At 61.5% G+C, this 20,287-nt stretch carries 20 protein-coding genes; 10 read left to right on the top strand and 10 right to left on the bottom strand.

The features are described from left to right. Nucleotides 1-58 precede the first annotated feature (58 nt). The 5 genes from recF to htpG form a co-directional block, all read right to left on the bottom strand. A complete protein-coding gene (gene recF, locus GbCGDNIH8_RS01635; RefSeq protein WP_253736072.1) occupies nucleotides 59-1,168 on the bottom strand; it encodes a DNA replication/repair protein RecF in 1,110 nt (369 codons plus the stop codon). Nucleotides 1,169-1,235: 67 nt separating this feature from the next. Next, nucleotides 1,236-2,363, bottom strand: a complete 1,128-nt coding sequence (dnaN, locus tag GbCGDNIH8_RS01630) for a DNA polymerase III subunit beta (RefSeq protein WP_072571859.1) — start codon at nucleotides 2,361-2,363, stop codon at nucleotides 1,236-1,238. A gap of 216 nt (nucleotides 2,364-2,579) precedes the next feature. Further along, a complete protein-coding gene (locus GbCGDNIH8_RS01625) occupies nucleotides 2,580-2,963 on the bottom strand; it encodes a MarR family transcriptional regulator (RefSeq protein ID WP_072571858.1) in 384 nt (127 codons plus the stop codon). 204 nt (nucleotides 2,964-3,167) lie between these two features. Further along, the gene (locus GbCGDNIH8_RS01620) at nucleotides 3,168-4,616 is read right to left on the bottom strand and encodes a leucyl aminopeptidase family protein (protein WP_172822877.1); all 1,449 of its coding nucleotides are present in this window, start codon (nucleotides 4,614-4,616) and stop codon (nucleotides 3,168-3,170) included. Continuing rightward, nucleotides 4,613-6,553, bottom strand: a complete 1,941-nt coding sequence (gene htpG / locus GbCGDNIH8_RS01615; protein ID WP_072573513.1) for a molecular chaperone HtpG — start codon at nucleotides 6,551-6,553, stop codon at nucleotides 4,613-4,615. The genes GbCGDNIH8_RS01620 and htpG overlap by 4 nt, the downstream gene beginning before the upstream one ends. A gap of 165 nt (nucleotides 6,554-6,718) precedes the next feature. Here htpG and GbCGDNIH8_RS01610 point away from each other — a divergent pair, with 165 nt between their 5' ends. The 4 genes from GbCGDNIH8_RS01610 (at nucleotide 6,719) to GbCGDNIH8_RS01595 (ending at nucleotide 10,532) form a co-directional block, all read left to right on the top strand. Continuing rightward, nucleotides 6,719-9,277, top strand: a complete 2,559-nt coding sequence (locus GbCGDNIH8_RS01610) for a helicase-related protein (protein WP_072573514.1) — start codon at nucleotides 6,719-6,721, stop codon at nucleotides 9,275-9,277. 22 nt (nucleotides 9,278-9,299) lie between these two features. Beyond that, nucleotides 9,300-9,725, top strand: a complete 426-nt coding sequence (locus tag GbCGDNIH8_RS01605; protein WP_081368779.1) for an RNA-binding S4 domain-containing protein — start codon at nucleotides 9,300-9,302, stop codon at nucleotides 9,723-9,725. Between the two features lie 102 nt (nucleotides 9,726-9,827). Continuing rightward, on the top strand, nucleotides 9,828-10,160 hold the full coding sequence (fdxA, locus tag GbCGDNIH8_RS01600) for a ferredoxin FdxA (RefSeq protein WP_072573511.1): 333 nt from the start codon (nucleotides 9,828-9,830) through the stop codon (nucleotides 10,158-10,160). Between the two features lie 108 nt (nucleotides 10,161-10,268). After that, nucleotides 10,269-10,532 (top strand): DUF2165 domain-containing protein, encoded by a 264-nt coding sequence (locus GbCGDNIH8_RS01595; RefSeq protein ID WP_072571857.1) that lies wholly within the window; start codon nucleotides 10,269-10,271, stop codon nucleotides 10,530-10,532. Nucleotides 10,533-10,694: 162 nt separating this feature from the next. On the opposite strand, the gene GbCGDNIH8_RS01590 is transcribed toward GbCGDNIH8_RS01595, so the two are convergent. The 3 genes from GbCGDNIH8_RS01590 to GbCGDNIH8_RS01580 form a co-directional block, all read right to left on the bottom strand. Continuing rightward, a complete protein-coding gene (locus tag GbCGDNIH8_RS01590; RefSeq protein ID WP_072571856.1) occupies nucleotides 10,695-11,885 on the bottom strand; it encodes a phosphoglycerate kinase in 1,191 nt (396 codons plus the stop codon). A 16-nt stretch (nucleotides 11,886-11,901) separates the two neighbouring features. Beyond that, nucleotides 11,902-12,915, bottom strand: a complete 1,014-nt coding sequence (gene gap / locus GbCGDNIH8_RS01585; protein ID WP_072571855.1) for a type I glyceraldehyde-3-phosphate dehydrogenase — start codon at nucleotides 12,913-12,915, stop codon at nucleotides 11,902-11,904. Between the two features lie 216 nt (nucleotides 12,916-13,131). Beyond that, nucleotides 13,132-14,370: a Zn-dependent hydrolase gene (locus GbCGDNIH8_RS01580; protein ID WP_072571854.1), complete on the bottom strand. Its 1,239-nt coding sequence runs from the start codon at nucleotides 14,368-14,370 to the stop codon at nucleotides 13,132-13,134. A 98-nt stretch (nucleotides 14,371-14,468) separates the two neighbouring features. Here GbCGDNIH8_RS01580 and GbCGDNIH8_RS01575 point away from each other — a divergent pair, with 98 nt between their 5' ends. The 4 genes from GbCGDNIH8_RS01575 to GbCGDNIH8_RS01560 all read left to right on the top strand — a co-directional run bounded on the left by GbCGDNIH8_RS01575 (nucleotide 14,469) and on the right by GbCGDNIH8_RS01560 (nucleotide 17,574). Further along, the gene (locus GbCGDNIH8_RS01575) at nucleotides 14,469-14,978 is read left to right on the top strand and encodes a hypothetical protein (RefSeq protein WP_072571853.1); all 510 of its coding nucleotides are present in this window, start codon (nucleotides 14,469-14,471) and stop codon (nucleotides 14,976-14,978) included. A gap of 236 nt (nucleotides 14,979-15,214) precedes the next feature. Beyond that, nucleotides 15,215-16,468 carry a 5-aminolevulinate synthase gene (gene hemA, locus GbCGDNIH8_RS01570; protein ID WP_072571852.1) on the top strand — a complete coding sequence of 418 codons (1,254 nt, stop codon included), beginning with the start codon at nucleotides 15,215-15,217 and terminating at the stop codon, nucleotides 16,466-16,468. A 248-nt stretch (nucleotides 16,469-16,716) separates the two neighbouring features. After that, nucleotides 16,717-17,055, top strand: coding sequence for a hypothetical protein (locus tag GbCGDNIH8_RS01565; protein ID WP_072571851.1), 339 nt, complete (start codon nucleotides 16,717-16,719; stop codon nucleotides 17,053-17,055). A 132-nt stretch (nucleotides 17,056-17,187) separates the two neighbouring features. Beyond that, the gene (locus tag GbCGDNIH8_RS01560) at nucleotides 17,188-17,574 is read left to right on the top strand and encodes a helix-turn-helix domain-containing protein (RefSeq protein WP_072571850.1); all 387 of its coding nucleotides are present in this window, start codon (nucleotides 17,188-17,190) and stop codon (nucleotides 17,572-17,574) included. Nucleotides 17,575-17,656: 82 nt separating this feature from the next. Here the strand turns inward: GbCGDNIH8_RS01560 and GbCGDNIH8_RS01555 are convergent, their stop codons facing one another. Then, nucleotides 17,657-18,043 carry a DUF6481 family protein gene (locus tag GbCGDNIH8_RS01555; protein WP_011631013.1) on the bottom strand — a complete coding sequence of 129 codons (387 nt, stop codon included), beginning with the start codon at nucleotides 18,041-18,043 and terminating at the stop codon, nucleotides 17,657-17,659. Between the two features lie 272 nt (nucleotides 18,044-18,315). Here GbCGDNIH8_RS01555 and GbCGDNIH8_RS01550 point away from each other — a divergent pair, with 272 nt between their 5' ends. Continuing rightward, nucleotides 18,316-18,603 (top strand): hypothetical protein, encoded by a 288-nt coding sequence (locus GbCGDNIH8_RS01550; RefSeq protein WP_025319554.1) that lies wholly within the window; start codon nucleotides 18,316-18,318, stop codon nucleotides 18,601-18,603. A 7-nt stretch (nucleotides 18,604-18,610) separates the two neighbouring features. Then, nucleotides 18,611-18,997 (top strand): hypothetical protein, encoded by a 387-nt coding sequence (locus GbCGDNIH8_RS01545; RefSeq protein ID WP_072571849.1) that lies wholly within the window; start codon nucleotides 18,611-18,613, stop codon nucleotides 18,995-18,997. Here GbCGDNIH8_RS01545 and GbCGDNIH8_RS01540 read toward each other — a convergent pair. Further along, nucleotides 18,991-20,136 carry an AI-2E family transporter gene (locus tag GbCGDNIH8_RS01540; RefSeq protein ID WP_081368777.1) on the bottom strand — a complete coding sequence of 382 codons (1,146 nt, stop codon included), beginning with the start codon at nucleotides 20,134-20,136 and terminating at the stop codon, nucleotides 18,991-18,993. The two genes, GbCGDNIH8_RS01545 and GbCGDNIH8_RS01540, sit on opposite strands and share 7 nt — an antisense overlap. Between the last annotated feature and the right edge of the window lie 151 nt (nucleotides 20,137-20,287).

The raw sequence follows: 20,287 nt of genomic DNA, 5'->3' as shown, positions 1-20,287 counted from the left end.
CTAACCGGGGCTGGCTCCATCAAGCGGCCCCATCAATCCCAAAAGGGGAGCATATCCTCTAGGATGCCGGGTGCAGGCATCCCTCCAGGCAGGTAACGCAGGATATATCCGCATCGAATGCATCGCGGTCTGTCGCTGTCAGCAAACCTTGTCCACCCAGCCCCCGCAATGCCGTCAGCAAAAGCTTCCGGCGTTCAGCGTCCAGATGGGTCATGGGCTCATCCAGCAGCATCACCGGCGCCCGCCCCCTCACCTTCCGCAACAGAACGGCGTGGCCCAAAGTTACCCCGATCAGCAGGGCTTTCTGCTGGCCGGTACTGGCAATCGATGCCGAGCGGCCGGTTGCCGCATCCTTCATCAGCAGATCGCTGCGATGGGCACCTATTCCCTGCGTGCCACTCTCCCCGTCAGTCTCGCGGCTGTCACGCAGGGCGGCACGCAGCCAGTCCTCAACCTCCACTGCCGGATGGCAGGAAAGACGGGTGGCAATGGCACAGTTCAGCTCCAGCCTTGCAGACGGAAAACCTCCTGCGCCGTCCTGAGCCAGGACATCATTCAACCGTGTGACATAAGCAAGGCGGGAAGCTGTCACCGCCGTCGCATGACGGGCAATGGAATCCTCAACCGCTGCCAGCCAGGCCGGATCGGCCCGCATGGCCAGCAGCCGTGCCCGTTCCGTAAGACTCGCCGCCTGAGCCGCGACTTCCCGTGCATGCGCCGGTTCCAGCCCGTAAACCAGACGATCGAGAAATCTCCGACGTCCGGCAGGGCCCTCCTGAAACAGCCGATCCATCTGAGGGGTCAGCCAGACTGTGGTGATATGGGTGCCCAGCTCAGCCTGACCCCGTATGACATCGCCATCAATCCGCACCTGACGACGCTCATTGCCCGGGAGCACACCGGTTGCCAGTTCTACCGGCCCTGTTGAAGACAGTATCCGGGCATGCACTGCCCAACTGCCATCTCCCCCTTCCCCCTGCCTTGCAAGCTGGTCCGTGCGGGCATTGCGCAGCCCGCGACCGGGGGAAAGCAGGGAAATTGCTTCCAGCAAATTGGTCTTGCCGCTGCCATTGGGACCAACAACCCCCACCAGCCCCGGCGGCGGAGACCATGCCAGCGCGGCATAATTTCGGAAGCTGGTCAGCGTCAGCGTCAGGATATGGGGCAACGGCCCCTCCACGCCGGGGAAAGCAGCCGCTTCAGCCGCAGAAAGAGAGATAACCAGCAGTTACCCCTCAGACGCGCATCGGCATCAGCACATAAAGCGCGCTGGAATCCGCCGCATCCTGCACCACGGTAGGGGCGGAACCATCGGCAAAGCGGAACTCAACTTCCTCGGCAATCTGATCGGTGATGTCGTTCAGATAACGTGCCTGGAAACCAATCTCCAGCGCCCCGGATTCATACTGGATGCGGTCACCATCCAGTTCCTCCGTTGCGGTTCCCTGATCCGGGCTGGAAGCGGAGAGTACCAGCAGATTGTGGTCGAGCGCCATTTTCACCGGGCGGGAGCGTTCGGAAGAAATAGCCGCCACACGGGCCACAGCAGCGGAGAAATCGTTTTTCCCCACCCGCAGAACCTTGTCGTTATCTTTGGGGATCACGCGCTCATATTCCGGGAACGTACCGTCGATCAGTTTGCTGGTCAGGGTAACTGGTCCCGCCACAAACTGGATGCGGGTATCGGAAAGGGCGACATCGACCGTATCCGTTACCTCATCCAGCAGCTTGCGCAATTCCGCGACCGTTTTGCGTGGCACGATGACTCCCGGCATACCGAGCGCGCCTTCGGGCAAAGGTTCCTCGACACGCGCCAGACGATGCCCGTCCGTCGCCACAGCACGAAGGGCTGCTCCATCAGGGCCACCCTGGGCCGCATGAAAATAAATACCGTTCAGATAGTAACGGGTTTCTTCAGTGCTGATGGCAAAGCGTGTACGGTCTATCAACCCCCTCAGCACATTGGCTGCCAACTTGAATTGATGCGGCAGAGCACCAGTGGTCATGCTGGGGAAATCATCGGTCGGCAACACTACCAGCTTGGTGGCATAGCGCCCGGATTTCAGCATCAATTGCTGGTCGCCGGCCTGATGATCAAGCTCCACATCCGCCCCGTCAGGCAGCTTGCGGACAATTTCATAGAGCGTACCAGCCGGAGCCGTTACAGCACCATCACGAAGGCCCTCCGCGGGAACATCCTCGACAATGGCAATTTCCATATCGGTTGCGGTGAAACGAAGGGCACCGTCTTTCACCTCAAGAAGCACATTGGCCAGAATCGGAATGGTGTTCCGCTTCTCGACCACGCTTTGAACATGCGCCAGCGCCTTGAGGAGCACAGCGCGTTCGGCCTTGAACTTCATTGCTTCAATCCTGCCAGCGCCCACAGCACCATGCATGAGCGCCCGGCTGCGGGGGCGACGAGACTAGCAACGCTTTTCCCAATGGAAAAGGCCGCCTTGCCCATATCACCCCATAATCAGTCAGCTTTTATGTGTTTATAAGCGGACATGCACCCGCCCCGCATACCATCGGATCACAGTTGATGGCAGCGGTCGGTGGCAGGAAGCGGGCGACAATCAGCCGTTCGCAACGCGTCGTCCTTCGTTGCTGCCGCGACGCTGCGGGGCAGCCGCCTCGGCCATGATCGAACGCAGATCGCGCAGGAAAGCATTGCCTTTCATGGTTCGCTGCACCAGCACGCTGCGACGATCCATCGGGTCCACCTTGCGGCGGGCCAAATCCAGCTCACCCAGCCGATCAAGCGCACGAGTAATGGCCGGCTTGGAAACATTCAGTTCCTGCGCCAGTCCACGCACTGTATGTGCGCCGTCCTGCATGTAGCAGGTCAGAAAAACGCCAAGCTGCCGGGCGGAGAGATCGGGACCGTCACGACGCACCATCGCAACAACCGTGTCGCGCAGAATGCCGACCATTTGATCCGTATTGCTAACACTACCCATAATAATGATCCTTTCCCTGCTTGTAACGCAACAATTGCAGAAATCGTTTCAACAGCCGAGTTACAAAATGTTTTATCCAGCCAACAACCATATATTATCCGATATATGGCAGACCACTCTACATCTGCGATGCAGCGTGGTCTGTGCTGATAAGGAAAATACTATCAAATTTACGATCGTGTTCTTAAAACTTCTCGTAATGAATTATTTGTAATAATGGGATAATGAACCTACAAAGCCTCGCAATATCTGGCCTTCACCACCGCGCGGACGACCCGGCCTATTCTCATCGTTCCATGCATAGAGGTCGTAATGAACCCATGCAGTCTCAGGCGGAACGAAACGGCGCAAAAACAGGGCTGCAATAATCGCACCGGCAAACGGACGGCTGGACACACTATTCAGATCGGCCACATCGCTGGACAGCCATGAATCATACCCGTCCCACAGAGGCAGCCGACAGACCGGATCAGAGACGTTGCCGCCCGCCCGTTCCAGCCGGTCCGCCCAGAGTGGATCGTTGGAAAACAGCACCGGCAGATCAGGACCGGCCGCGACACGAGCCGCCCCGGTCAGGGTGGCGGCATCGACCAACAGGGAAGGCGATTCTTCAGCGGCTTCTGCCAGAAGATCACACAACACCAAACGACCTTCAGCATCCGTATTGCCGACCTCGACCGTCAACCCGCTGCGCGTGGGCAGAACATCGGACGGGCGCATCGCGCGGCCGGAGACGCTGTTTTCCACGCACCCGACCCGCAGCACCAGCCGGACCGGCAGATCGCGCTGCATGATCAGCCGTGCCGCCGCCAGCATCACCGCAGCACCGCCCATATCTTTCTTCATCCGCAGCATGGCGGCGGAGGGCTTCAGATCATACCCGCCCGTGTCGAACACCACCCCCTTGCCGCACAGCGCGATCAGCGGAGAAATCTCATCGGCCCGGCTACCTTGCCAACGCAGAATGGCAACAGCAGGAGGCCGGTCTGATCCCGCCCCGACTGCGGCAATGGCCGGATAGGCTGCCTCCAGCGCCGGACCTGTCACGATCTCCACTGCCGCGCCTGCCTCATGGCCAATCCGGCGCACGGCTTCCGCCAGTTCCTGCGGTCCCAGCCGGTTGGGAGGCGTGTTGATGAGATCACGCGCCAGCCACACGGCACGGGCTTCTTCCAGCGCCCACGCACTTTCCGCCGGCACAACCAGACGGGCCGGGACGGGGGCATCCTGCCGCCCCTTGAACAGGTCGAACCGGTAAGCGCCCAGCGCGAAACCGAGCGCCGCCTGATCGGGGGCATAATCCCCCGCCTCCAGATGCCACACCGTGCCGGCAGGCAGGCGACTGGACAGATCACCGAAAACCCACGGATCACGGCTTGCGCCAAGACCAAGCACCGCGCCACCCGGACCAGTCCCGTCCGCTGCCGGATACAGCAGAAGCTGCCCCGCTTTCGCCGTCAGCCCGGCCCCACGCAGAAACCCGGCAGCATGCGCGCCCTCTCCAGCGAGAAAAGCTTCCAGACCCTCCGGCCGCAACGGAAAGATGGGGAGAGAATGACTCTCCCCCTCCACGAAACACTCCAGAGGCCGCCCCCAGACAATTTCATCCGGGGAAGCAACCACCCGTGAGCGGCCCTCCGGAGCGCCGCTCACGCGGAGGCCTCGTCCGCAGCCTGATGACCGGGCAGCCCCTGCTCGATCCAGTTCATAACCCGCCCGGCAAAGGCGGTCGGGTCGGCTGGTGCCTCACCTTCCTGAATCCGCGCCAGATCGAGCAGGGTTTCCGCGACACTTTCCATGCCGCGTGTCTCGCCCTCCCCCTGCGTGGCGGCACTGGCGAGGGAGGCGATCAGCTTATGGCGCGGGTTGATTTCCAGCACCGGCGGAGCGGGGGGCAAGCCGCGTCCGGCACGCGCCAGCAGGCGCTGCATCTGAAGATCAGGCCCCACGCCCGCAGAAGAAAGAATAACCGCGCTGGAGACCAGACGAGTGCTGGCACGCACCTCCGACACGCGCTCGCCCAGGGCTGCTTTCAGGGCGGAGGTCAGCGTCGACACATCCGGCACGTCGCCTTCCGGTGCCGCCAGATCCTCCGCCGAGCGGGCCACCGAGCGGATCGGCTTATCCGCGAACGACTCGGCACGCTCCGGCCAGAATGCGTCGATCGGGTCTTCCAGCAGCAGCACTTCGTAGCCCTGCGCCCGGAAGCCTTCGAGCTGGGGTGAGTTGCGCAGAGTCTCCACCCGGTCTCCGGCAAGGTAGTAGATCGCCTTCTGGCCTTCCTTCATGCGCGAGACATAAGCGTCCAGCGAGGTCAGGCCGCCATCCTGATCCGCCGGAATGGCAGAGGATGCGAAACGCAGCAAAGGCAGCAGATCCTTGCGATGCTCGGAATCGTCCCACACGCCTTCCTTCAGCACGCGGCCGAAATTCTGCCAGAAACCGCGGTAGTTTTCCTCGTCCCTGGCGCGGGTTTTCAGCTCCGTCAGCACACGGTTCGTCACCGCCTTGCGGATACGCGCCAGCACCGGAGTGGCCTGCAACATTTCGCGGCTGACATTCAGCGGCAGATCATCCGTATCAACCACGCCATGTACGAAGCGCAGCCAGGCAGGCAGAATCTCGGCACGATCGGTGATGAACATCCGCTTCACATGCAGACGGACGCGGCTCTCACGCTCCTCATCCATCGGCGTGAAGCCGGGACTGCCGGGGATAAACAGCAGGGCGGAGAAATCAATCGCCCCTTCTGCCCGCCAGTGCAGGGTCGCCCACGGCTTGTCGAAAAAGCTGCCGACATGGCGGTAGAAGGCTTCATATTCCTCCTCCGTCACCTCCGACTTGCTCTTGCGCCACAGCGCGGCCCCATCATTGGCAGCCCGGTCCTCGCCATCTTCCTGCGCCACCAGCACGGGAACAGCGATGAAATCGGCCCATTTGCGGATAATATTTTCCAGACGCCAGGAATCGAGGAATTCGTCAGCATCGGCTTTGATATGCATCACGATGGTCGTGCCCGCCGTATCCCGGCTGCCGGGCGCGATGGCAAACGTACCGTTCCCCTCCGACGACCATGTCCAGGCTTCATCCGTGCCGGCGCGGCGGGAGGTCACCTCCACCCGGTCGGCCACCATGAAGGCGGCATAGAAACCGACGCCGAACTGGCCAATCGTGGTCGGCTTTTCAGCGCCTTCCTTCTGCTCCTCGCGGGCTTTCAGAGCCTCGCCAAAGGCGCGGGTGCCGGATTTGGCAATGGTGCCGAGATGGGTGATCAGATCATCCCGGGTCATGCCGATACCACCATCGGCAATGGTCAGGGTGCGGGCGGCCTTGTCAGCGGAGATCCGGATCTTCGACTCATCCGCGCCAGCCAGCAGGGCGGTGTCGGACAACGCCTCGAATCTGCGGCGCTCGATGGCGTCGGCGGCGTTGGCGACCAGTTCGCGCAGGAAAATCTCGCGCTCGGTATACAGGGAATGAATGACGAGATGCAGCAGCCGGTCCACTTCGGCCCCGAAACGATGCTGCTCCGAACCGCTGGCCCCGGTTTCTCCGGCGGTGGCCTGTCCGGTTGTTGTCTGGTCGCTCATGATCTGAGTACGCTCCATCGTTGAAATGCTCAAACACGGCGGGAAAGGGAACCGGCCCCTGACGGCGGACGGACCTCCTCTTGCATTCCCCTCCGTTTCAGTCATGGAGATGGCGCACATGATGCCCGCTTGCAATCCGTCTCCCTGCACACAGACTATATATCCATGACGCAGTTACTCCCCCGGGTGAAGGCCGTGCTCGGCCCTACCAATACCGGGAAGACGCATTTGGCAATGGACAGGATGCTGGCGCATGCAAGCGGCATCATCGGTTTTCCCCTGCGTCTGCTCGCCCGCGAGAATTATGACCGTATGGTGGCCGCCAAAGGGGCCGATCGCGTCGCGCTGATTACGGGGGAAGAAAAAATTATTCCGCCCGGAGCACGGTGGTTTGCCTGCACCGTGGAGGCCATGCCGCTGGACCGGCCGGTCGAATGGATCGGGGTGGATGAAATACAGCTCTGCGCCGATCCTGATCGCGGGCATGTCTTTACCGACCGGCTGCTGCATGCGCGCGGGATGGTCGAGACCATGTTTCTGGGCGCGGAGACAATCCGGCCACTGCTGAAAAGCCTGGTACCGCAGGCCGAGATCGAGACCCGCCCCCGCCTGTCCGAGCTGCGCCATGCAGGGGCCGCGAAGCTTGGCCGCCTGCCGCCCCGCAGCGCCATCGTCGCGTTCAGCGCCGGCGATGTGTATGCCATCGCCGAGCTGATCCGCCGCCGTAAAGGCGGCTGCGCCGTGGTGATGGGACGACTCTCCCCCCGCACCCGCAATGCCCAGGTGGCGCTGTATCAGGATAAGGAGGTCGATTTTCTGGTCGCCACCGACGCGATTGGCATGGGGCTGAACATGGATGTCGACCATGTCGCCTTTGCCCGGCTGTCGAAATTCGACGGCCACCGCGCCCGCCGTCTGGCCGCTCCGGAGATTGCCCAGATTGCCGGGCGCGCCGGTCGCGGCATGCGGGACGGCACCTTCGGCACCACCGCCGACTGTCCCCCCCTGCCGGAAGAACTGGTCGAGGCGGTAGAGACCCATCGTTTCGAGGCGATCGGCCAGTTGGCCTGGCGCAATGCCGATCTCGATTTCAGCGATGGCGATTCCCTGCTGGCCAGCCTCAACGCGCCGCCACCCCGCACCGGGCTGGTGCGCGGGCATGATGCCAGCGATGTCGAAACCCTTGATGCGCTGTTACGGGATCAGGAGATCCGCGCGCTGGTCTGCGGCCACAGCACCAGACGCAGCCGGGTGAGGCTGCTGTGGGAGACCTGCCAGATCCCCGATTTCCGCAAGCTGGCGGACGATACCCATACGAAGCTCTGTGGCCGGGTCTTTTTGCAGGTTTTGCAGCGCCGCACCTTGCAGGCTGACTGGCTGGCCAGCCAGATCGACCATCTGGCCCGGGCCGATGGCGATATCGACACGCTGATGCAGCGCCTGTCCGGCATCCGGGTCTGGAGCTATATCGCCGCGCATCAGGACTGGGTGAATGATGCTCCGTTCTGGCAGGGCCGCACCCGGGAAGTTGAGGACCTGCTTTCCGATGCGTTGCATGAAAAACTCACCGCCCGCTTCGTCGATCGCCGCGCCACACATCTGCTGCGGCGGCTGGAGGATCAGGATGACAGCCCGCTGCTCTCCGCCGTTACACAGGCGGGGCAGGTGATCGTGGAAGGGCATGCGGTCGGTCACATCACCGGCTTCGGGTTTGAACCGGAAGCCGGTATCGCCGGAGAAGAAAGAAAGCTGGTGATGCGCGCGGCAAGGCGTGCCTTGCGAGAATCCATGCCACGCCGGGTCATCAGTCTGGAAGCCACGCCGGATCAGGCCCTGTCCATCTCCGATCGGCTGGAGATTTTATGGGAAGGCCACCCGATCGCACGGTTGCGGCCCGGCCCCACCCTGCTGAATCCCATGATCACGGTCACGGACAGCGAGTTTCTGGACGGCAGCCTGCGGGAGCGTATCCGGATGCGGCTGCAAGCCTGGCTGGACAGAACAATTGCCACCGCCATGGCACCGCTGTTTCAGGCGCAGGAAGCCGCCCGTCCGCATCCGATGCTGCGCGGACATCTGCATCGTCTGATGGAAAATGGCGGTCTGGTGCCCGGCGCGACCGAGGATACCATTCCCCCGGCGGAACGCAGCGCCCTGAAGCAGATCGGGGTCCGGGCCGGACGATTCGGCCTGAGCATTCCCGCTTTGCGCCATGCCGCCTCCGTCACGGTACGCGCCAGATTACTGAGCATTGCCCGTGGGCTGAATACCGTTCCCACCCTGCCCCACCCGGCGCTGGTATCGATGCCGCTGGCCGAAGCCAGCCGCCTTGGATGGCCATCCGATTTTGCGGAAGCGATGGGATGGGTCCGGACCGGCCCGGTCTATCTGCGGCTGGACATTGCCGAACGCATCGCCGCCGAGCTTCAGTTCGCCGCAAGACGCGGCCCGGTGCCGTTACCTGCCGGCCTGCCCGGACGCCTGTCCGTTCCAACCACCATCCTGCCCATGGTGCTGAAAGCGCTGGGCCTGCGGATTGCCAGCAAGGGACTGGAACCATCCTTCTATGGGCCGCCCGCCCCGCCCATGCTGGTGCCACTACCGCGGCGGGAGTCACACCGGGAAACCGGTCGCGAGACAAGCCGCCGACCGCCGCCCCCGAAAAGGCCAACGCCGGTTGCGCCGGACCACCCTTTCTCCGCGCTGGCCGCCCTGCGGCGCTAGCTTTTATACAATCACAGGATCGATGAGCGGCAAGCCTGCCTTCCCCAACCTCTCCCCCCACAATTCCGGCAGCCCCCAGAACTGGCAGCGACTGGATAGCTGGTTGTGGTGCGCCCGCTTTCTGAAAAGCCGCTCCCTGTGCGCAAGGTTGATTGAGCACGGGTTGATCCGGCTGAACGGGCAGCCCACCGACAAGCCGCACGCCAGACTCCGGATCGGTGATGTGCTGGTCGTCCCGTTCGGCGACCAGCCGCAGCGGCAGACCGTGCGGGTACTACGGGTGCTCTCACTGGCAACCCGCCGGGGTCCGGCCAGCGAGGCACGGGAACTGTATGAGGATATTCCGGGCAGCGGGGTGAAGGCGGGAAATGCCGCCTCCACCCCGCCTTCCTCACCGGCCATGCTGCCAGCGGAAAGCGGCATCCCGCCCGAAACGGACGAAAACTGAGCGGCAATCCTTGCATCGGGGTGGAAAGCCCGGCATATGCCCGCCACATATTCGGCGCGGCATCAGAAAACGGTGCCGCTTTGGGCGATCGGGAGTGACTTTATGGCCTACGTGGTCACCGAGAACTGCATCCGCTGCAAATTCATGGACTGCGTGGAAGTCTGTCCCGTGGACTGCTTCTATGTCGGCGAGAACATGCTCGTCATCCATCCGGATGAGTGCATCGATTGCGGCGTGTGCGAGCCGGAATGCCCGGCGGAAGCGATTTTCCCTGACAGCGACGACCGCGCCACCGCCTGGGCGGAGAAAAACCGCACCTATGCCAGCGTCTGGCCGAACATCACCCGCAAGGGCGAGCCTCCGGCGGATGCCGAGGAATGGAAGGACAAGCCGGGCAAAGCCGGGTTGTTCTCCACCGAGCCAGGCGAGCCGTAAGAATTTGCCTCCATTCCTGTGGAAACCATGCTGACAAAAAAGACCTGAGCGATCAGGTCTTTTGCGTTTGATCCCTGCAGCCTGACATAGCAATGGGATCATGATGCAATGATCATACGCCTGTGCAAGATCGCAGTGCTGGTACTGATCGCATTATGGATCACCCTGACCGCCTTCGATAATCTGACCGATGATGGCACCAGCTGGCCATTCGTGCAGCACGTGCTGGCGATGGATACAATTTTTCCGGATGTACACATCCACTACCGCGCCATTCAGTCGCTGCTGCTGCAACACACAGCCTATGCTCTGATCATTATGGTGGAGGTGCTGGCTGCCACGCTATGCTGGCTGGGTGCGGGGCGTTTATAGCAAGCACGTCACGCGACGGCAGTGGCTTTCCAACATGCCAAACACCTTGCCGTACTCGGGCTGACATGACCGCAAAAAGCGCGTGGACCTGGCCTTGCCAGCTCTTTTGTCTTCCCGCTCTCCTTCCTGTCCCGACCGGAACAGGAAGGAGAGCGGCATTTATCAGGCGCGCAGCACCGCGACACCCGGCAGTTCCTTGCCTTCCATCCACTCCAGAAAGGCACCGCCCGCGGCGGAGACGTAGGTCAGACGCTCAACCACACCAGCATGTTTCAGCGCCGCGACGGTGTCGCCACCACCCGCCACGCTGACCAGACCGGCCGCTTCCGTCAGCGCTGCAACAGACTGGGCCAGCGCCACAGTGGCCTTGTCGAAGGGACTGATCTCGAACGCACCCAGCGGGCCATTCCAGACCAGTGTTTTCACACCGGACAGGCGCTCCGTCAGCAGACGCACCGTTTCCGGTCCGACATCCAGCATCATCGCATCCTCCGGGATCTCGTTGATGCTGACAGTGCGGGTCGGCGGATCGGCCCGGAACTCAGTAGCCGTCACCGCATCGACCGGCAGCAGTATCTCGCAACCGGCCTTCTTCGCGGTCTCCAGAATGGCGCGGGCGGTATCGTGCATCTCCGCTTCCTGAAGCGACTTGCCAACCTTGATGCCCTGCGCGGCCAGGAAGGTGTTGGCCATCGCCCCGCCAATCACCAGCACATCCACCTTGGTGGAAAGATTGCCCAGCAGATCAAGCTTGGTGGACACTTTCGCACCACCGACAATCGCTGCCACCGGACGAGCGGGCGAACCGAGCGCCAGTTCCAGCGCCTCAACCTCCCGCTGCATCAGCCGCCCGGCATAGGCGGGCAGATGGGCTGTCACGCCATGGGTGCTGGCATGAGCACGATGCGCGGCAGAGAACGCATCATTGACATAAACTTCGGCCAGCGAGGCCAGCAGGCGGGAAAATTCAGCATCGTTCTTTTCTTCCGCGGCGTGGAAACGGGTGTTTTCCAACACCAGAACGTTACCATCCTTCATCCCGGCCACAGCTTCTTCCACCGTGCCGCCGATGCAGTCATCCACGAAAGCAACCGGTTGACCCAGCGCCTCGCCCAGCGCCTCGGCAATCGGGCGCAGGGACATTTCCGGCACCCGTTTTCCCTTCGGACGGTCGAAATGGCTCATGACGATGACACGGGCGCCGCCTTCGGCCAGTTCCCGTATGGTCGGCGCCTGACGCTCGATGCGGGTGAGATCACTCACCCGCCCGTCGCGCATCGGCACGTTCAGATCAAGCCGGACCAGCACCCGGCGTCCACGGACATCAAGCCCGTCCAATGTGCGAAACGACATATCGTACGACCGTCTCTTACAGGCTGCCGAACAACGCAGCGGTGTCGGACATACGGTTGGAGAAGCCCCATTCGTTGTCGTACCAGCCCATCACACGCACCATCTGACCATCCACAACCGCCGTCTGCGTCGCGTCAAAGGAGCAGGACGCCGGAGCATGGTTGAAGTCGATACTGACCAGCTTTTCCGTGTTGTAGGCGAGAATACCCTTCAGCTCGCCCTCGGCGGCGGCTTTCATCGCAGCATTCACCTCTTCGACGGTCGCGGTCTTTTCGAGATTCACGTCCAGCGACACCAGCGAGACATTCGGCACCGGCACGCGGATCGCGGTGCCATCCAGCTTGCCCTTCAGCTCCGGCAGGACGAGACCGACGGCCTTGGCGGCACCAGTGCTGGTCGGAATGGTGGACATGGCGGCGGCACGGGCGCGATGCAGATCCTTGTGCAGCGTGTCCACGGTGCGCTGATCGCCGGTATAGGCATGGATCGTCACCATATAGCCGCGCAGGATGCGGAAGCGGTCATGCAGCACCTTGGCCATCGGCGCGAGGCAGTTTGTGGTGCAGGACGCGTTGGAGATCACCGTCATATCCGGGGTGATCGTGTTGTGGTTCACGCCATAGACGATGGTGGCATCCACCCCGTCGCCCGGCGCGGAAATCAGCACCTTGCGGGCACCGGCAGTGATCAGCTGCCCTGCCGTATCCTTCTTCGTGAACAGGCCGGTACATTCCATCGCCACATCCACGCCCTGCAATGGCACCTTCGCAGGGTCGCGCTCGGCCGTCACGCGGATCGGGCCAAAGGTGCGGCCGTTATGGCGGATGATGATGCTGTCACCGTCTACCTGCACCTCGCCGGGGAAGCGGCCATGCACACTGTCATAGCGGAACAGGTGGGCGTTCGCCTCGACACTGCCCAGATCGTTGATGACGACGGGGATGACATCCTCGCGCCCACTTTCCACGATTGCGCGCAGGACCAGCCGTCCGATACGCCCGAAACCATTGATCGCGACTTTGACCGCCATGGCGTTCTTCCTTTTCCTCAAGCGCTCCACCAACCCACCGAGACGCAAGAATATCTCGCGCAACAGGCGATCTGGCGTAACATTTTTTCTCCAGCGCGCCTTCCGCGCCGGTTCTCGCGATCATTCGTTATACAGGCCCCTACGAAGTGCGGAAGCCGCGAACCCAACAGAAACAGAGAAGAATCGACAGTCTGGGTTCAGCCATGCGCGCCACGCTCATCCTACGATCCCGGCCCGCGCCAGAACCGCATCGAACAGAACCTGCGCTCCGGCCTCCGCCTGGGCCCTGGTGATGCTTTCGGCCTCATTATGGGACAGGCCGTTCAGACAGGGCACGAAAATCATCGCCACTGGCAGCCTGCGCGCCACATAAATGGCATCATGGCCGGCACCGGAGACAATCTCGCGCGCTGCATAACCATGACGCGCCGCGGCCTCCGCCACCAGCGCCACGCAGGACGGGTCAAAAGGCTGGGATGCCAGCCTCAGCACCGGTTCCAAGGCCAGCGAGACATCGCAGTCACGGGCGATGAACCCGGCCTCTCGCGGGAACTGGGCGGCAATGCGGGCAATCTCGGCATCATCGGGATGGCGGAACTCCACGGTAAAGCGCACCTCCCCCGGAATCACATTGCGGCTGTTAGGCAGCACATGCAGCTCCCCGACCGTGCCACGCCCGGCCTCGCCCCGTGCGCGCATCATCCGATCCACCAGATCAATGATCCGGGCCGCGCAAAGCAGCGCATCCTTGCGCACGGAGGGCGGAGTGGTGCCTGCATGGGCATCCTGACCGGTGACGATGACATCCCACCAGATCTGGGCCTGTGCACCGGTGACGATTCCGATATCGGCATTCTCGGCCTCCAGAATCGGCCCCTGCTCGATATGCAGTTCAAAATAGCTGTCCGCCGGGAAAGCCTCTGCCGGGGCATCTCCGGCAATCCCCTCCAGAGCCTCGGCCACGCTGATACCGGCATGATCACGCAGGGCCAGAGTCTCCTCCAGCCCGTTCACACCCGCCCAGACTCCGGACCCCAGCAATCCCCGGCCAAAGCGACTGCCTTCCTCATCGGTCCAGTTGACCAGCTCGATCGGGGCCTGCGTGACGATGCCGTGCTCATCCAGTGTCCGCAGCACTTCCAGTGCTGCCATGACCCCCAGCGCCCCATCGAATTTGCCGCCGCTCGGCTGGCTGTCCAGATGGCTGCCGAGCAAAACCGGTTTACGGTCCGGAGTCTCCCCCTCCCGCCGCAGGAACATGTTGCCGATCGCATCAGTCCTGACCGCATAGCCCGCCGCACAGCCAAGCGCCGCCAGACGGTCCCGTCCCGCCCGGTCCTCCGCTGTCAGGGCCAGACGCCGCACGCCCCCTTTCGGCGTTGCCCCGATCTGCGCCATCTCCATCAGGCTGTCCCACAGACGCTCGCCGTTGATCCGCCGATTACTGCCGCTCATGCTGCCCTGTTCCTGTCTGCTGCACGTCCTGTGCGGCAATGATCTTGCCCTGCCTGCCAAACCCTGCAAGCCTGCGCGCATCGCGGAGCCGGAGCACAATGCCTTTCCTGCACAGATTACTGTCCCCCTCGCTTCATCCATGGGTGAAGCCGGGATCCATACTGGTCCTGATGTTTGCGGCTGCCCCCGGCCTTGGCGGGTGCAAGCTGGTGGATCGCACCACTTTCGGGGCGGCCCCTGCCAAACCGCCCCCCTCCGCGCTCATATCCGCCCTGAACTCCGAAGGGCGCATTCCGCTGCTGACTATCCGCTATGATGGTTATGACGATGCGGATCGCAGCTATACGGATGCGTTGAGAACGGCTGTGCAGCAGGCCAATATCTCCCATCCCGGGATTGTCTATGTCGTGACCACCGTCGTCCCCGCGACAGGCAACCCAACGCAGCAGATAGGGCGCGCCAAGGACGCCCGCACGAAAGCCATCGCCGTTGCCGAAGACATGATGCTGATGGGAGTCGACTCTGACCAGATCAGCCTGGCCGCCATGACAGACCCCGCCATTCAGGCCTCGGAAATCAGAATCTTCGTCAAACGGGGACAGAATTGAACCAGCATGGTCATGATAATTCCGCCATGCACCCTATCCATTTGTGCCGATTACTAAATCTTGACGCCACCATCCCCAAAGAACAATTGTGTGTTACCGTTCCGTCGGGTATCCGGTAAGATCAAGTGACGGGCGATCCAGGGGTTGGCGCATCGGCAACGGAGCGTCGCTTCCTCAGGACCAGGTTGAAACCGGCACGCCATGGCGTGAGCCAGCAGGAAGTAGACGACCACATCATGCATGCTTTCAATGATCTCTGTCGCCGGTCGCTCGACGACATCAAGGCACAGGGCCGGTATCGCACGTTCACCCCTCTGGTAAAGCAGGCCGACAAATTCCCCGTCTACCACCGGGAACATGAAGGACGCGTGCAGGAAGTCACCGTCTGGTCGTCCAACGATTATCTGGCGATGGGCACGTCCGAGATCACCATTCAGGCCGCCATCGCCGCCGCGCATGAGATGGGCGCAGGCGCGGGCGGCACACGGAATATCAGCGGCACCAACCCCCTGCACGATGCGCTGGAAGCCGAACTGGCCGCCCTGCATGGCAAGCAAGCGGCACTGCTGTTCACCTCCGGCTATGTCTCCAATCAGGCAGCGCTGGGTACTATTCTGAACAGTCTGCCCGACTGGCATGTCTTCTCCGACGAGAAGAACCACAACTCCATGATTGTCGGCATGCGCGCCGCTGCCAATGCAAAGCGGCAGATCTTCCGCCATAACGACATGGAGCATCTGGAAGAATTGCTGGCCGCCGCCCCCACCGGAACGCCCAAGCTGATCGCCTTTGAGAGCGTCTATTCGATGGATGGCGACATCGCTCCGATCGGCGCGATCTGCGATCTGGCCCAGAAATACGGCGCCATGACCTATCTGGACGAAGTGCATGCCGTGGGGATGTACGGCCCGACCGGTGGTGGTGTGTCAGAACGGGATGATGTCGCTCATCGCGTGGACATCATCGAGGGCACGCTGGCCAAGGGCTTCGGCGTGCATGGCGGCTATATCACCGGCAACACAGAGATCGTCGATTTCCTGCGCTCGACTGCGGCCGGTTTCATCTTCACCACCGCTCTGCCACCCATGGTCGTGGCAGCCGCGCTGGCCAGCATCCGCCATCTGCGCAGCGATCCCACAAGGCGCATCCAGCTGTTCGAGCGGGCCGATACGCTCAAGCGCAAACTGGATGAGGCTCAGCTGCCCCGTATGCAGTCCGAAAGCCATATCGTTCCGGTTTTCGTAGGCGATGCCGCGCTGTGCCGTGACATCAGCGCACGCCTGCTGGATGAATTCGGGATCTATGCTACCCCGATCAACTACCCGACTGTGCCCAAAGGAGCTGAGCGGCTGCGCCTGACCGCAACACCAAAGCATACGGATGAGATGATCGACCGACTTGTGGAAGCACTTCAGATCGTCCTGCCGCCCAGTGAATGCAAGAGCAGACTCTATCGTCCTCAACCCGCCTGGACCGGTGCCGGCGGCTGATCAGACAATCAGAAGAGTAGCGCCACCCTTTTTCACGGTGGCGCTACTCTACCCTTCCGTTCCATGACAGGAGCGGAATGCGGCGAACGGGCAACATAACGCTTTTTCATCAATGCAGTTGCAGGTTTTACTTGATTGTCCGGCAAGACAGGCGAATTCTGGGACAGTTACAAAGCAGATCGGATAGCCGTCCGGCAGACAGATGAGGACGGGAGACGCGCTTTGGCGCTGGGAGGCAGAATAAAGTCATGAAACCGGTATTCAGGGCAGGACTGGTGGCGGTGGTGCTTTGTATCCCGTCTTTGACAACGGCTTTTGCCGCTTCTCCCTCCGAACAGACAACCATCAGCGCCACGCATCAGGAAGACTATACCGCTGCTCCCATGCCTAATCTTGATGTCGGTGAGCCCACCAAGCCGGTCCAACCCGCAAAACCGTATGTTTCGGCTACTCTTTACCAGCCGAGAGACCAGTTCCGGGGTGATGGCTATACCTGGAAAGACTCGTCCCAGGTGGTGATGGAGCGTAACCTCCAGCCAACCCCTACCATGCTGGTCAAGGTTCCCCTGCACGGCGACGATAACTGATCCCGCCCCTTTCTTTTCACCCAGTCTCGCCCTTGTCTCATCATAACGGGCCGGGCCGCTTTTCTTCCGTGTCCCATCTGCTTTAAGAACGCCCCCAAGACATAGTCATCATCTTTGGGGAGCCTGTCGGGTATGGATTTCAAACCGATCCGCGATGAAGCCGATCTGCAAGCGGCGCGTGTGGAAATGCATCGCCTGATGAACAACAACCCGGAACCGGGTAGCCGTGAACATGAGATGCTGGGCGTCTGGGCCATCCTGACCGGGCACTACCTCGCTTCCCAGGCCGATCCCAAAAGCACGGATCCGATTACCCTGATCCGCAATGCCATGGCTGAACGCTCCATTCCGCCGCGCCTGTTATCCGCTATTACCCGACTGCCGGAAGAAGAGCTGAGCGCCATCCTGCGGAAGGATATTCCTCTTCAAACATCGCATATCGAGGCCCTTTGCCCCGCGCTTGATCTACCGCTGGAGGCGCTGCTGAAGGCGCATGCCGATTCGGTGGCGAAACGCTGAAGTAAAAAAAAGCGGCGCGAAGGGATGCCCCTCGCGCCGCTTCCTGTTGCGGGAATGGTCCCGCCTCATGGCTGGCGACCGGTTATTTGCGACCGGTCCGGGCCTTACGCGCAGCATAGCGGCGGTCCCGCTCGGCCTTCTGCTCTGCCAGCAGAGCCAGGGCACGGGCTTTTTCCTCGACAGCCGCCGCGGCCTTGGCGGCTTCATGCGCACGCTCTTCCTCGATGCGGGCCTTTTCGGCAGCGGCTTTTTCCGCGGCAATCCGGGCAGCTTCTTCTGCTTTCAGGCGCTTGCGCTCGGCCAGACGGGCCTCACGCGCTTCATAGGCGATGCGCTGTTCCTCCAGCTTCTGCTTGATGTCGGGATCATCAAGGCTTGGTGCACTTTTGAAGCGGTCCAGCATGGCTGCCTTTGCTTTCGCGGCAGCCTCACGTCGGTCGTTAAAGGCGTTGAATTTAAACGCGCTCATTCTCGCTTTCTCTTAGCATTATCCACATTGCAGGCCGAAATAGGCATGGTGCGCCCGTATAGAACCCTCTGACGAGATACACCACCGCCGCTTCCTCCTTGGCAGCCATACCGAAAACAGCCCCGATCTGCTGCCCACGACCCGAATCCGAAGATCGGCAGAAAAAATGGAAACATTTGGGACAAAACCCTGTCCGCTCTTGCCAGCACGGAGCATTGCACTTTTCCTGTCTGTGTTGGCACAGACCGATTCGCAATCAACGGAGAAAATTGATGCAGGCCAGAACATTATATGGCGCCCTGATGATTGCAGCCCCGTTACTGGTATCATTGAGTGCGTGTGGAAGTGACACGCCAAAGGCTGCCGACACGGTCTCGATCACCTGTGACAGCAATGTCGTGCTGGTGGGAGCCACGCGCGTTGAAATGGCCGCCGAGCCAAAAAACGGAACTATTATCCTGACCTATCCTGATCCGGTAGATAGCACCAAAACCGGCTCCCTGACCGTCAATCGCAGTCAGCATTGCACGATTGCCCCCACCCGCAATACAAATTCCTGAGATTACGATGGGTATCAGACTGATCAGGCTGACAGCGGCGGCATTGTTCCTTCCTGCTCTGGCTGGATGCGACGCGCCTGCCCCCAAGGATCCGGCCACCGCACGGCTGACAGCGGAGCTGAACCTGTTGCAGGCTCATAAGGGCCAGGCCAGCAACGACTGTCTCAAGGCCATGAAGGATTTCAATGCGTCCGCTGATCTCGTGATCAATAACCAGACCGTCAGCAAGGCCGACCCGGTGTCGGTCGATATTATGGAAGGCAACCGGCTGATCGCGGAACGATCATGCCGGGCCGGCGCAGAGGCGATCTGTGACACGGCAGACAATCTGCCGCCTGAGCAGATGCAGGCGTGCCAGATCCTCCGCACCATTCCTGCGCCGCGCTATTACTGACCGTCCGGGGTCTGTTCAAGCGGAGGCAGCAGGGCGCCGTCGCGGTCACCGAGAATGCTCTCGACATAGATCATTCTCACCGCGACCATTCCGACCGCAAAAATCGGTGTGGCCAGAATCAGGCCTACCGGCCCGAAAATCGTGCCCAGTACGGTCTGGGAGAGGATCGTCAGCACCGGCGGCAAATCGACCGTGCTTTTCTGCACGATCGGCGCAATCACGTTCCCCTCCAGCGCCTGCACGCCTGCGAACATCATCCCCACATAAAGCGCCGTTTGCGGTCCCTCACCGAACGCAACCAGCACGGCAGGAACGGCACCCGCAATAGCACCCACATACGGCACGAAATTGCACAGCGCCGCGATCAGGGCGAGCGTACCGGCCAGTTTCACTCCCAGAAGGGACAGTCCAATCCAGGTCAGGACGCCGATCATCACCATATCGACCACCTGCCCGACAAACCACCATTGCAGCGCATGGGCCGTTTCATGCATCACTTCAGCCCCACGCGGCCGCCATGATTTTGGCAGACACCGCAAGGTGCCACGCACGTAGATGCCCGGCGAAGCGGCCAGATATATTGCGACGATCAGGATGACCGCCAGACTGCCGATGCCACCGAGCGTACTGGTTGCCGCCCCCGCCGCGAGACCGGCGATCTTCTCCCCTGCGGATGACAGATAGGCACGTGCCCTGTGCACCACCTGCTGCGCATAATCGAGCGAGCCAAGCCGGTCCCAGACTGCACTGAACTGATCATTCAGCCTGCCGCTCAGGGCTTCGATTTCCGTGATCAGAGTTGGTCCGCGCAACCATATGGCACCGGCGATGATCCCGATGAAAAGCAACAGGATCAGGGATAGCCACAACCCCGGTGTTCCTCCCACCCGGCTTGCGGCAGCATTGGCCGCGCCACGCAACAGACAGGCTGCCAGAATGGCCGCAAACAGCAGCAGCAGCACATCAGAGAGCAGGCTGAGCACGGCAACAGCGAGAATGGTGCCCGCCACCCATGCCAGAATACGGGCAATACGCTCCAGTGCCTGGGCCTGCCGTATTCCTCCCGCCACATGAGCGTCACTGGCAGAGCCTGAAATTTTCAGGGTTGGGATACCGTCAGAATAAGTCACATCAGACATGAAAGCCGGGGATATTGCATCCCCGGCAGAAGGTGTTGACTGGCTCAAAGCCCTGTTTCCGCTTTCTCTGGTGGGGTCGGGACTATACCCTGTCCTCCCCCGCTCTGCACAGATAATGAACAGGCGGGAGGCAAAAGACCGTCACCATGAA

The organism is Granulibacter bethesdensis, from assembly GCF_001889545.1.
Lineage (GTDB): Bacteria > Pseudomonadota > Alphaproteobacteria > Acetobacterales > Acetobacteraceae > Granulibacter > Granulibacter bethesdensis_B.
Note: the sequence above shows the minus strand (reverse complement) of the source record. Positions and strands in the feature narration are given on the sequence as shown.